Consider the following 11993-nt stretch of genomic DNA (forward strand, 5'->3'; position numbering starts at 1 on the left):
GATCGTTCCTGAAATCGGCCTGACCTCGACTTTCCTTCGACTCGACTGAGGAGTAGGTTCATTCCGTTGGCATCGTTAGCACGCAACGGACGTCACCCGCTCGCGCGCCGCTGGCACCTGCTCCCGCCGTGATTCGTCCGGTATGCCAAGTGCCACAAGCGCAACGAGCACGCGTCGTTAACCTTGAATGTTCAAGTACTTCTGAAGACATGAACACATTGAACATTCGCGGCGACCGCCGCAAACTGATCACCGGGGCGGGCGCCATCGGCGCCGGCGCCATCGCCCTCCTGGCACTCGACGCCTGCGGCAGCGACGGCGGCAAGGGCGCCGCCGCTCAGACCCCCACCGCCCCCGCACTCGACACCCTCGAATCGGCCGACGAGATCTGGCAGGTCCTGCTCGACGGCAACCAGCGCTGGGCCGACGGCGACTCGGTCCACCCCCACACCGACGCCGAGTGGCGCGAGTCGCTGGTCGAGGGCCAGTCTCCGCGCGCCGCCGTCTTCAGCTGCGTCGACTCCCGCGTCAGCCCCGAGCTCGTCTTCGACACCGGCGTCGGCGACCTCATGGTCACCCGCACCGCCGGCAACGTCTTCGACCCGCTCGTCTCCGAGTCCGTCTCGTACGGCCCGGCCGCCCTGGAGTCCCCGCTCCTGGTCGTCCTCGGCCACCAGCGCTGCGGCGCCGTCACCGCCGCCCACGAAGCGCTCCTGGCCGAGGAGGAGGGCGCCGAGCCCGAGGAGCACCACTACGCGCTCCCCGAGACCGTCGAGGCCCTCCGGGCCGCCTACGAGGCGTCCAAGGGCGAGTCCGGCGACCCGGTCGACGCGATGGTCAAGGCGAACGTCCTCCTCACCGTGCAGGCCCTCAGCGAGCACCCGAACCTCGCCGAACTCGTCGCCGACGGCGAGCTCACCGTGGTCGGCGGCGTCTACTCGCTCGAGACCGGCGTGGTCACCGAGATCGCCTGACCGCGGCGCGCCCAGGCGTCGACGGCGCGCAGTAGGCTGAGCCGCAACCGTTCCGGAAAGCAGGTGCGCCTTGCAGATCACCGTCGACGCCTGGGACCCGTCCTTCGCGGACAACCCCGAATCGCCCTCGCGCTCCGACCGGGCCGTGGTCCGGGCCGACATCGAACTCGAACCGGCCGACTGGCGGCCCCTCGACGCCCCCGCCTCGGGACCGCGGCGCATCGTCGTCGTCGACGGCGTGCGCCGCATCGACGCCCGCGTGGAGCTCCTCGACGACGCCCCTGAGCGACGCGGCGAACGCTGGCCCGGCCTGTGCGTCTCCTGGGCCGCCGGAGCGGTCGCCTGCGACCTCGACGGCCGGCGCTCGGCCGCCGCCGAGGCCAGTGTGGTCGAAGTGGCGGTGGAACGCGGCCTGTTCGCGGCCGTCGACCCCGGCGCCGACTTCGGGCGCTACCCGCACCGCAGGACCGAGTCCGCGGACCCGGGCGAGCTCATCGCCTCGGCCCAGGCCGCCATGGCCGAACTCGAGGCGAAAGTGTCCTCGATGGTGGCCATGGACGCCGAGCTGTCCGTCCTCGACGGCCCGTTGCGCGGGCGCACCCGCCTGCCGAACTCGGTCGGCTACATCAAGAGCCACCACCGCTCCTACCTCCAAGGCGACATGAACGCGGTCGTGGAGCGCCTGCGGCCCGGCCAGCGCACCCCCGTCTTCCACCTGATGTCCGGCTGGCCGCGCTACACCTGGTACCTGCGCCTGCCGGGCGCCTCCTCCCGCGGCTGGGCGGGCGTGGCCCGCCTGGAGGCCGCCGACGACCTGAGCGAGGAGGCGGCGATCGCGCTGGCCGACGCCACGGCGGCGTCCCTGCCGCCGCTGGGTTCGGCGGCGCACAAGGACGCGCGCGCCCCGCAGAACCTGACGCCGATCGCGGGCCTGGAGCGCCGCCTGAAGCGGATGCTCGGCGACCCGCGGTTGCTGCTGCGGTCCGTGCGCGCGGCCTCCCAGGAGTCGGGACGGTGACCGCTCCGGTCCACGGGACCGTGACGGTCACCCGTGATCTCGAGGACCCGCCCGAGCGGGTCTGGGCCGCCTTCGCCGAGTTGGAACTGCGCGACCACTGGTTCGCCATCCCGGGCGGCGAGGCCGAGCACGAACTCGACTTCCGGATCGGCGGCGGCGAGACCGCCATCGGCGTGTTCGCGCCCTCGGGCGCCGCCGAGGCCGTCGAGTGGCGTTCCCGCATCTTCGACCTGCAGGAGCCGCACCGGCTCGTCTTCGCCTACGAACTCGTCGTCGACGGCGTGCGGCGGACCGTGTCACTCGTGACCGTGCTCCTCGCGCCCGAGGGCGGCGGCACGCGGCTCGACTACACCGAGCAGTACACGCTGCTCGCGTTCACCGAGATCGAAGGCCAGGACGAGGCCCACCTGCGCGGTTCGCTGCCGCTCCTGCTCAACCGCCTCGAAGCGGCATTGGACGTGCGAGGGGCCCCAGCGCGTTCGCGCTAGGGCCCCTCAGGGTCAGCGAACTCCGGGTTCGCATGGGTTCGAGCTTATGGGTCGGTCAGTACCAGCCGTTGGACTCGCTGTGCGACCAGGCGCCGCACGGGCTGCCGTAGCGGCCGTCGATGTAGTCCAGGCCCCAGGCGATCTGGGTGACCGGGTTGGTCTCCCAGTCGTCGCCGTGCGAGGCCATCTTGTCGCCGGGGAGGGACTGCGGGATGCCGTAGGCGCCCGAGCCCGAGTTGTAGGCGGTCTCGTTCCAGTTGGACTCGCGTTCCCACAGGTTGACGAGGCAGCCGACCTCGTTCATGTCCCAGCCGGCCTCGAGCGTCATGGTGCAGCCGACGGCCTTGTTGCCCGAGTACTCGGAGCAGTCGGCGGCGATGTCGACACTGCCGCCCGAGTCGGACGAGTCGGAGGAGTCGGCGACCTCGGCGGGCTCCTCGACCTCCTCTTCGGGGACCTCGGCGGCCTCGGGCTTCGGCGCCTCGGGCTTGGCCGCCTCCTGGACGGGCAGGATGCTCTCCATGGGGGCGATCCGGTCCCAGCGGCGCTCGGCGTCGCCGGCGTCGGCGACGATGTCGGCGGCGAGCAGCTCCTCGGGGGTCGGGTCGTCGGTGTTGATGATGGCGGCGCTCGCGCTGCTGGCCGAGCCGACGGCGAACAGGACGGCGGCGGCGGACACGAGCACCCGCTTGCGGGCAGGGTGCCGCGGGGGTGCCACGGCCCGGTGCCTCGCGCGTGAGGACTTCTTACGTGTAAACATCGGAGGTAACACTAAGGACTCGGAAACCCGGGACCGTACCGCTCGGTAATCACCCCAACACGGCACACTTCTCTCCGAGAGCGAAGCTATCGGGTGCCCGTCTTGCCCGATACCGTCGCTATCGCGGATTCCGTCCCCGACCTCCCGGATCCCGGCTCCCACGCCTCATCCGAAAGGACCATTGACACCCCGACGCGTCGCTCGATCTTCTTCCACATAGGTCCAGCGAGAGCAATGTCACAGCGCATGGGAGGAGGCGAACGAAGCGGCCCCGCCCTGTTGCGGGCGGGGCCGATGGTGCGAGTGCGTCACTTGGTGGTGGGGGCGTCCCCGGTCGGCGTCGCGGTCGCGTCCGCCTCGGCCGGGAGCGGCGACGTCGGGTCGGCGTCGGGGTTCTGCGTCGCCGGGTCCTCCGACCGGGTCCCCTCGCCGGGAGCGGGCGTCGCCGTCGGATCCTCTTCCGGAGTCGGCGTCGCCGCCGGGTTTTCACCCGGAGCGCACAGCGGGTACTGGTAGCCGAGTTCGGAGGTGTCGACCTCGTACTCCTCCACCGGGGACTCGACGGCCTGACCGAACTCGTCCACTTCGGGGTCCTGCGCGAACGGGTCGTTCCAGCCGCTCTCATCGCAGGCGCCCGGGTCGCCGATCCACAGCGGGTCGCCATTCTGGTCGAACAGGTAGACGCCCGTCAGCCGCCGGCCGTTCTCGTCGTAGACGTGGACGTCGGTCACCCAGCCGTAATCGTCGCCACCGTCGTAGTAGGTCTCAACGTACGTCGTCGGGAAGGCACCGGTCATGATCGGGGAGAACTGGAGAGCGGCGAGCGCGACGATCGCGATGCTCGCGGCGGCGGTCACGCGCCTGCGGCGCCGGCCCCACTCGGGAGCCTTCATGCCGATCTTGATCGAGGCCCAGACGCCGAGCAGCAGCATCGCGACGCCGAAGATCAGGCCCGGGATCGAATTGAAGTACGAGTAGCCGGTGACGCCGAACTGCGCGGACGCCAGCCAGTAGACGAACAGCGCCGCCACGACGGCGCCGCGCAGCACCCACCATCCCGGCCGCAGGCGCTCGGCGAGCTCCGCGGCGTCCTCGTGTCCAGTGCTGGCCGCGAACCTGTCGGCGACCGTCTTCGACCGGGTGAGGACCGGGGCGAAGGTCTGGGACAGGCTGCGCCGGATGCGGGCCGCCGCGGGCTCCTTCTGGACCTCGGCGGTCTCGCGCAGCTCCCGGGCGTAGGACTCGGGACTGCCGAGCAGGTCGCGCAGGGCCATGCCGGGGCCGAGGTCGGCGGCGACCTCGGCCAGGTGCAGATCCAGTTCGGACATCAGGTCGGTGCGGATCGGTTCGGGCAGGTCGCCGAGATGGCGCTCGACCGCGGCGAGATAGGACGCGATCTCCGAAGTCCGGTTGGGGGCGTCGGTCATGGTCAACCCTTCGTGGGAGTCTCGAACAGAATCCGCATCTTGGCGCTGACGTCCTCCCAGGCGTCGCGCGCTTGACGCAGGTATTTCCGTCCGGGCTCGGTCAGCGAGTAGTACTTGCGGTGCGGCCCCGATTCACTGGGCTGGACGTAGGTGGACAGGTACCCGGCCCGGTAGAGCCGCCGGAGCGTGCCGTAGACCGAGGCGTCGCCGAGCTCGTCGAACCCGCTGCTGCGCAGCCGGTTCAGGATCTCGTAGCCGTAGCCGTCCTCGTTGTCGAGGACGCGGAGCACGATGATGTCGAGCAGGCCCTTGAGCAGTTGCGATCTGTCCACGCTATCCACAGTACCATGCTATGCACAGTAGTGGAGGACGGCGGCAACGCGGACCGGCCCCGCCGTGCGGCGGGGCCGGGGTTCGCTTCGGGCCGTTCAGAACCGGGCGCGGGCGGCGCGCAGGCGCGCCAGGCTCACGTCCTTGCCGAGGAGTTCCATCGACTCGTACAGCGGCGGCGACACGGTCTTGCCGCTGATCGCGACGCGGACGGGGCCGAACGCCTTGCGCGGCTTGAGACCCATGCCGTCCACGAGGGCGGCCTTCAAGGCCTCCTCGATGGCGGCCGTGGTCCACTCGACGTTCTCGAGCGCGGCGATCGACGCGTCCAGGACCTGCGCCGCGTCGTCCTTGAAGGTCTTCTTGGCGCTCTCCTCGTCGATCGCGACCTCGGTGCCGCAGAACAGGAACCGCAGCATCTCGACCGCCTGCGAGAGCGTCGTGCAGCGCTCCTGCACCAGCGGGACGGCCACCGAGAGCACGTGGGCCTCGTCGGGGGTCAGGCTGTCGCGCCCCAGGAGCCCGGCCTCGCCCAGCCTCGGGACGAGCATCCCGGTCAGCTCCTCGGAGTCCATGCTGCGGAAGTGGTCCGCGCAGATCGCGTCGAACTTCTTCTCGTCGAACCGCGCCGGGTTCGACTTGACGTCGTGCAGGTCGAAGGCCTCCAGGAACTCCGCGACGGAGAACACGTCGCGGTCGCCCGACAGGGACCAGCCGAGGGTCGCCACGTAGTTGAGCACGCCCTCGGGCAGGTAACCGGCCTCCTTGTACTGCAGGAGGTTCGAGCGCGGGTCGCGCTTGGACATCTTCTTGCCGCGCTCGTCGACGATGAGCGGCAGGTGCGCGTACTCGGGCACGGCGTCGGCGATGCCGAGTTCGACGAGCGCGCGCCACATGACGATCTGGCGCGGCGTCGAGGGCATGAGGTCCTCGCCGCGGGTGACGACGGTGACCTTCATGATCGCGTCGTCGACCGGGTTCGTCAGGGTGTACAGCGGCGAGCCGTCGGCGCGCGCGATCACGTAGTCCGGGATCGACCCGGCCGGGTTCGTGACCTCGCCGCGCACCGCGTCGTGGAAGGTGATGTCCTCGTCGGGCATCCGCATCCGGTACACCGGCTTGCGGCCCTCGGCGCGGAAGGCGGCCTTCTGCTCCTCGGTGAGGTCGCGGTCGAAGTTGTCGTAGCCGAGCTTCGGGTCGCGGCCGGCCGCCCGGTGCCGCGCCTCGACCTCCTCGTTGGTCGAGAACGCCTCGTAGGCGTAACCGCCCTCGAGGAGGCGGTCGATGACGTCGGCGTACAAGTCGAGCCGCTCGGACTGCCGGTAGGGCGCGTAGGGCCCGCCGATGTCGGGGCCCTCGTCCCAGGTCATGCCCAGCCACGAGAGCGCCTCCAGCAGCTGGTTGTAGGACTCCTCGGTGTCGCGCGCCGCGTCGGTGTCCTCGATGCGGAACACGAACTCGCCGCCCTTGGCCCGGGCGTAGCCCCACGAGAACAGGCAGGTGCGCACCAGGCCCACGTGCGGCGTCCCGGTGGGGCTGGGGCAGAAGCGCGTGCGGACATTACTCACTGGAAACCACCTTGTTGGAGAGCGTGCCGATGCCGGCGACGGAAACGGAGACGGTCTCGCCCGCCTGGAGCGGCCCCACGCCCGCCGGGGTGCCGGTGAGCACCACGTCGCCCGGCAGCAGCGTCATCACCTGGGACACGTACGCCACCAGGGACGCCGGGTCGAAGACCATGTCCTTGGTCGAGCCGAGCTGGCGCACCTCGCCGCCCACCTCGCAGCGGATCTCGGCGTCGGCGACGTCGGTGCCGTTGCCGAGCGGGTCGGTCTCGATCCACGGCCCGAGCGGGCAGAACGAGTCGAAGCCCTTGGCGCGCGTGAACTGCACGTCCTGCTGCTGGAGGTCGCGGGCGGTCACGTCGTTGGCGCACGTGTAGCCGAAGATCGAGCCCTTCGCGGCCTCGCGGTCGAGACCGCGCGCCCCCGGCAGGCCGATGACGACCGCGAGCTCGGCCTCGTGCTCGACCTGGTCGGAGATCGCCGGGAGCCTGATGGCCTCGCCCGGACCGATCACGGAGGTCGAGGGCTTGAGGAAGATCAGCGGCTCCTTGGGGACCTCGTTGCCGAGCTCGGCCGCGTGGTCGGCGTAGTTGCGGCCCACGCAGACGACCTTGGACGGCAGGATGGGGGCGAGCATCCGCACGTCCTCGAGCGCCCAGCGCTGACCGGAGAGCTTGATCTGCGCGAACGGGTGCCCCTCGATCTCGGCGGCGGTGGCCCCTGGCCCCTCCCCCTCGAGGACTGCGAACGACATGCCGGTGGGGTGAGCGATCCGCGCGATCCGCACAGTCGGCCCCTCTCTAAGACTGGTTCGAAACCTTGCGGCCTCAGCTTAGTTCGGGAACGGGGCCCGTTCCACGCGCTGTCGCGCGCCGCGCGGACCGGTCACTGCCGGGCTAGCGGACGAGGAGGAACAGCAGCCCGATGACGACGGAGGCGACCAGGGCTCCGACGACGATGCCCATGCCGAGGCGGCGGACCTTCGCGAACAGGCCGATGAAGAAGCCGAGCGCACACGTCAGCGGCAGCGCCACGAGCAGCGAGATGGCGGTGGCGCCGACGCGGACCTTGAGGGTCTCGCCGATGCCGCCGACCATGACGAACCCGAAGGCGATGGCCGCGATCACGAGGATCACCAGGCCGAGGAGGAAGCCGGAGGCGAAGCGGCGGCGCCCGTACACGGCCGAGTCCGCGGCCCGGGCGGCCGCGCGGGCACGATCGGTCTGGTAGGAAGTCACGCCTCAACTCTAGTACGGCCCCACCAGGGGCGGCGTGACGGCGTTCCCCGCTTCCGCTGTCTCGGCGCACGATCGGGTGACGGTCTCCTGTGGAAGCACTGGCGGTGCGCTGAGCTGGCCCGCCGCCGGGTGACGCGCCGCCGCGAATGCCGGGAGCGCGGCCCGATGCGTGCAAGACTGCCGTATGCGCCGTTTGATCACGCTAACCGCATTGTTCGGGGCTCTGCTGTTCCTGCAGGCGCCCGCCGGAGCGATCGACTCCCACCTTCCGCAGGCGAGCGCCTCCTTCAACGCCACCGTGTACAAAGTGGCCTACGACGGGGACACCGTCTACTCGGGCGGGGAGTTCACCCGCGCCAAGAACACCGACGGCACCTTCGCGCGCCGCAACTACCTGGCGGCCGTGAACTCCGCCACGGGGGCGCTGCTGCCGTTCGCGCCGTCCCTCGACGGACCGGTCTACGAGGTGAAGACCGGCGGGGGCCATCTCTACATCGCCGGGAAGTTCACACAGGTCGACGGGGTCGCCCGTCCGCGCGTGGCCCGCTTCGACCTCGGCACCGGGGAGCTCGACACCACCTGGAAGCCCCGGCCGTCGGCCACGGTGTACACGGTCGAACCGGTCGGCTCCACGGTCTACCTCGGCGGCACGTTCGTCACCGTCGGCGACTTCGCGCAGCCGTCCCTCGCGGCCGTGAACGCCACCGACGGCGCCCCGATCACCACGTTCACGCCGAGGGTGCAGGAGGGCGCGGTCCGCGACCTCGAGTCAGGGCACGGCCGCCTCTACGTCGCCGGGGCCTTCTCCAGAGTGGAGGACGACAAGAAATACGGGAAGCTCGCCGCCGTGAACCCGACCTCGGGCGCGGTCGACACGAGCTTCGCGGCCAAGGTCTACGTGCTCACCCGCGAGATCGCGGTCGCGGGGGACCGCGTCTTCGCGGCCCTGGACGGGCGCGGCGGCGAGATCCGGGCGTTCGACCGCGGCGGCGAGGCCCTCTGGTACCAGGCCGTGGACGGCGGCATGCAGACCGTCGAGGTCTGGGGCGACACCGTCATCGGCGGCGGCCACTTCGACCGGGCCTGCGTCACCAACCACGCAGGGCCGCACGGCGAGTGCCTCGACGGGGTGCGCGCCGAGCGCGGCAAGCTCCTCGCCGTCGACATGAACGGCCGACTCCTGGACTGGGACCCGAACGCGAACGGCGTCGTCGGGGCCTGGGACGCCGAGGTGCATCCGTCGGGATCGAACCTGACCGTCGGCGGCGCGTTCACCACCTTCGGGGGCGGCCTGCAGGAGCAGAAGCGCCTCGCCGTGTTCGCGTAGGCCATGAGCAAGCGCAAGGGCCCGTCCTGAGGACGGGCCCTTGGTGCTGTGCCCGCCGCGCGATCGGCGCGGGCCGGGCGGGGACCCCGTCTCGTGAACGGGGTCCGGTCGATGCCGCTCGTGGCGTGCGGTGACGTATTAGGCGGGCTTCCGCCGGTTGAGGCCGTAGGCGAGGCCGTCGGCCAAGGCGTTCCAGGAGGCCTCGATGAGGTTGGGGGCCACGCCCACGGTGGTCCACTCGGACTCGCCGTCGCTCATCGACACCAGGACGCGGGTGACCGCGTCGGTGCCGGTGGAGCCGGCGAGGATGCGGACCTTGAAGTCGGAGAGCGTGAGCTCGGCCAGGCGCGGGTGCCGGGCGGCCAGGGCGCTGCGCAGGGCCGCGTCGAGCGCGTTCACCGGGCCGTTCCCCTGGGCGGTGGCGATCACGCGCTCGCCGTCGACGTCGAGGCGCACGGTGGCCTCGGCGACCGTGGTGCCGTTCGGGTCGTGGTCGACGATGACGCGGTAGGTGTCGAGCGCGAACGGTCGCGGCAGACCGCCTTCGACCTCGTCGCGGACGAGCAGCTCGAACGAGGCGTCGGCGGCCTCGAAGGACCAGCCCTTCGATTCGAGTTCCTTGACGCGCTTGGTGATGCGGTCGAGCACGCCCTTGTCGCCGGAGAGGTCGATGCCGAGTTCACGGCCCTTGAGCTCGACGGAGGCGCGCCCGGCCATCTCGGTGACGAGGATGCGCATGTCGTTGCCGACGACCTCGGGGTCGACGTGGTTGTACAGGGTCGGGTCGGCCTTGATCGCGGAGGCGTGGATGCCGGCCTTGTGCGCGAACGCCGCGTGGCCGGTGTAGGGGGCGTGCTCGTCGGGGGTCATGTTGGCGATCTCGGCGATCGCGTGCGAGATGCGGGTCAGCTGGGCGAGGCCCCCTTCGGGCAGGACCTTCATGCCGAGCTTGGTCTCCAGGTTCGCGATGACGCTGAACAGGTTCGCGTTCCCGGGGCGCTCGCCGTAGCCGTTGGCGGTGCCCTGGACGTGCATGACGCCGGCCTGGACCGCGGCGAGGGTGTTGGCGACGGCGCAGCCGGTGTCGTTCTGGGCGTGCATGCCCAGGCGTACGCGCTCGACCGGGAGCACGGCTTCGAGGCGGCGGCGCAGTTCGGTGACGGCCTCGGTGATGTCGGAGGGGATGCGCCCGCCGTTGGTGTCGCACAGGACGACCGCTTCGGCTCCGGCTTCCAGGGCGGTGCGGACGACCAGCGTCGCGTACTCGGGGTCCTGGCGGAAGCCGTCGAAGAAGTGCTCGCAGTCGATGAAGACCTGGCGGTCGTGCTCGCGGCCGGTGCGCACGGAGTCGGCGATCATCGCGAGGTTCTCTTCGGCGGTGGTGCGCAGGGCCTGCTCGACATGGCGCATGTCGGACTTGGCGACCAGGCACAGCACGGGCGCGCGCGAGTCCAGCAGGGCCTGGAAGCCCGGGTCCTCGGCGGCGGTGGAGCCGGCGCGGCGGGTCATCCCGAAGGCGACGAGCCGGGCGTGCTTGAAGTTGAGCTCTTCGGCCGCCCTGGCGAAGAACTCGGTGTCCGAGGGGATCGCGCCGGGCCAGCCGCCCTCGATGTAGTCGACGCCGAGTTCGTCGAGCAGTTCGGCGACGGCGAGCTTGTCGGCGACGGAGTAGCGGAGGCCCTCCATCTGCGCGCCGTCGCGGAGCGTGGTGTCGAAGACGTGGAAGTCCCCGCCGCGGTTCGAATCCATGCCGGATTGCGGGTCTGGTTGCGTCACTTGGTGCTCCAGGTTCTTTCTGGTGATCGGTCCGGCCGCTGCGCCGCCGACCTGAACGTTCGTTTGCCCTGAACGAAAAAGACCCCCTGCGGGCGCAGGAGGTCTGGCGTTCGGCGGCGGCATCTAACGAAGATGCTCCGCGGAACGCCCGCAGCTAATCATGAGCTGGAAGGTCACGTTTCGTAGTATGCCATCGGGCCCTCACCCGAGCCAGCATTTCCCGAATCGTGGGATTCAGTGTGTCGTGCCGTCCATGCGCTCGCCGCCGCGCCCTCCGAAGCGGCGGCGCTCACCAGTGCGAGCGCAGCACGCGGCGGCGCTGCCACCACAGGACGAGGACCGCGCCGGCCGCGACCGCGAGGGTCGCGGCGGCGGCCGTGATGCCGAGGCCCGCGCCCGTGGTCGGGAGCTGGGCCTGGGCCACCGGGCTCGTCGCGTCGCCGGCGGACGGCGTCTCGCCCGGCGCCGGGGCCCCGCCCAGGGTCGGGGACTCGCCCGGCGTGGGCGACTCCCCCGGGGACGGCGTCTCGCCCGGGGGCGGCGCGCCGACGACGGCGAGCCTCCACTCCTGGAAGTGCTTGGTCGCGCCCGACTCGACCGCCACGGCGACGACTTCGGCGCCTTCGACGGCGTCATCGCGGTCTTCGAGCCCGAGGTGGTATCCGTCGGGGGTGATGAAGCGGAAGTCGTTGTGGCCGCGGGTGTCGTCGAAGACGACCCGCCACGCCAGAGCGTCGGCGCAGTCGGCGAGCGCGACCGGGACGGCGTCGCCGCCGCCCGAAGTGTCGGCGGTCAGGCACTGGCCGGTGGCCTCATGGCGGATCTGGTACTCGCCGAGGCCGACGAGGGCTTCCACGGCGTGGAAGGTCCACGCGTCGTAGTCGGCCGTCAGCCGCGCGCCGCCGTCGGTCCACGCCAGCGGAATGGTGTCGTGGTCCTTGAGGAAGACCCTGGCGGGCTCGGCGGGCACGGACTGGGCGTGGGCGGCGGCGGCCCACAGCGGCACGGCGGCGGCCGCGACGAGCGCGGCGCGGAACATCAGGGACTTCATCCGCGAATTAGATCAAATGAGACACTTTCGCCTCCATGG

12 protein-coding genes are annotated in these 11993 nt (G+C 71.0%); 4 read left to right on the forward strand and 8 right to left on the reverse strand.

What is annotated here, in order from left to right; all coding sequences use genetic code 11:
• Positions 1–209: 209 nt before the first annotated feature.
• The 3 genes from K3N28_RS04095 to K3N28_RS04105 all read left to right on the forward strand — a co-directional run bounded on the left by K3N28_RS04095 (position 210) and on the right by K3N28_RS04105 (position 2480).
• The gene (locus K3N28_RS04095; protein ID WP_228091197.1) at positions 210–974 is read left to right on the forward strand and encodes a carbonic anhydrase; all 765 of its coding nucleotides are present in this window, start codon (positions 210–212) and stop codon (positions 972–974) included.
• A 70-nt stretch (positions 975–1044) separates the two neighbouring features.
• Complete coding sequence (locus tag K3N28_RS04100; RefSeq protein ID WP_228091198.1) at positions 1045–1992, forward strand: hypothetical protein; 948 nt, start codon at positions 1045–1047, stop codon at positions 1990–1992.
• On the forward strand, positions 1989–2480 hold the full coding sequence (locus K3N28_RS04105) for an SRPBCC domain-containing protein (protein WP_228091199.1): 492 nt from the start codon (positions 1989–1991) through the stop codon (positions 2478–2480). Before K3N28_RS04100 ends, K3N28_RS04105 begins: the two co-directional genes overlap by 4 nt.
• Before the next feature lie 55 nt (positions 2481–2535).
• On the opposite strand, the gene K3N28_RS04110 is transcribed toward K3N28_RS04105, so the two are convergent.
• From K3N28_RS04110 to K3N28_RS04135, 6 genes are all read right to left on the reverse strand, one after another.
• Positions 2536–3198: a hypothetical protein gene (locus K3N28_RS04110; RefSeq protein WP_228091200.1), complete on the reverse strand. Its 663-nt coding sequence runs from the start codon at positions 3196–3198 to the stop codon at positions 2536–2538.
• Positions 3199–3548: 350 nt separating this feature from the next.
• Positions 3549–4667, reverse strand: a complete 1119-nt coding sequence (locus tag K3N28_RS04115; protein WP_228091201.1) for a hypothetical protein — start codon at positions 4665–4667, stop codon at positions 3549–3551.
• A 2-nt stretch (positions 4668–4669) separates the two neighbouring features.
• Complete coding sequence (locus K3N28_RS04120; RefSeq protein WP_228091202.1) at positions 4670–4999, reverse strand: PadR family transcriptional regulator; 330 nt, start codon at positions 4997–4999, stop codon at positions 4670–4672.
• A 96-nt stretch (positions 5000–5095) separates the two neighbouring features.
• Positions 5096–6565 (reverse strand): glutamate--tRNA ligase, encoded by a 1470-nt coding sequence (gene gltX, locus K3N28_RS04125; protein WP_228091203.1) that lies wholly within the window; start codon positions 6563–6565, stop codon positions 5096–5098.
• Entirely contained in the window at positions 6558–7349 is a 792-nt protein-coding gene (locus K3N28_RS04130) for a fumarylacetoacetate hydrolase family protein (protein ID WP_228091204.1), read from the reverse strand. Before K3N28_RS04130 ends, gltX begins: the two co-directional genes overlap by 8 nt.
• A gap of 109 nt (positions 7350–7458) precedes the next feature.
• Positions 7459–7800, reverse strand: a complete 342-nt coding sequence (locus K3N28_RS04135; RefSeq protein ID WP_228091205.1) for a hypothetical protein — start codon at positions 7798–7800, stop codon at positions 7459–7461.
• A gap of 211 nt (positions 7801–8011) precedes the next feature.
• Here K3N28_RS04135 and K3N28_RS04140 point away from each other — a divergent pair, with 211 nt between their 5' ends.
• Positions 8012–9127, forward strand: a complete 1116-nt coding sequence (locus tag K3N28_RS04140) for a delta-60 repeat domain-containing protein (RefSeq protein ID WP_228091206.1) — start codon at positions 8012–8014, stop codon at positions 9125–9127.
• 138 nt (positions 9128–9265) lie between these two features.
• Here the strand turns inward: K3N28_RS04140 and cimA are convergent, their stop codons facing one another.
• Both cimA and K3N28_RS04150 read right to left on the reverse strand, forming a co-directional pair.
• Positions 9266–10876 (reverse strand): citramalate synthase, encoded by a 1611-nt coding sequence (cimA, locus tag K3N28_RS04145; protein WP_374209696.1) that lies wholly within the window; start codon positions 10874–10876, stop codon positions 9266–9268.
• A 316-nt stretch (positions 10877–11192) separates the two neighbouring features.
• A complete protein-coding gene (locus K3N28_RS04150) occupies positions 11193–11954 on the reverse strand; it encodes a hypothetical protein (protein ID WP_228091208.1) in 762 nt (253 codons plus the stop codon).
• Positions 11955–11993 lie beyond the last annotated feature (39 nt).

The sequence above is a fragment of the Glycomyces sp. TRM65418 genome (assembly GCF_019710475.1).
In the GTDB taxonomy this organism is placed as follows: Bacteria; Actinomycetota; Actinomycetes; order Mycobacteriales; family Micromonosporaceae; genus Glycomyces.

Bases quoted from the DNA above. Each gene is read 5' to 3' on its own strand.
- K3N28_RS04095 (WP_228091197.1), top strand. From the start codon at position 210: ATGAACACATTGAACATTCGCGGCGACCGCCGCAAACTGATCACCGGG.
- K3N28_RS04115 (WP_228091201.1), bottom strand. From the start codon at position 4,667: ATGACCGACGCCCCCAACCGGACTTCGGAGATCGCGTCCTATCTCGCC.
- cimA (WP_374209696.1), bottom strand. From the start codon at position 10,876: ATGGATTCGAACCGCGGCGGGGACTTCCACGTCTTCGACACCACGCTC.
- K3N28_RS04150 (WP_228091208.1), bottom strand. From the start codon at position 11,954: ATGAAGTCCCTGATGTTCCGCGCCGCGCTCGTCGCGGCCGCCGCCGTG.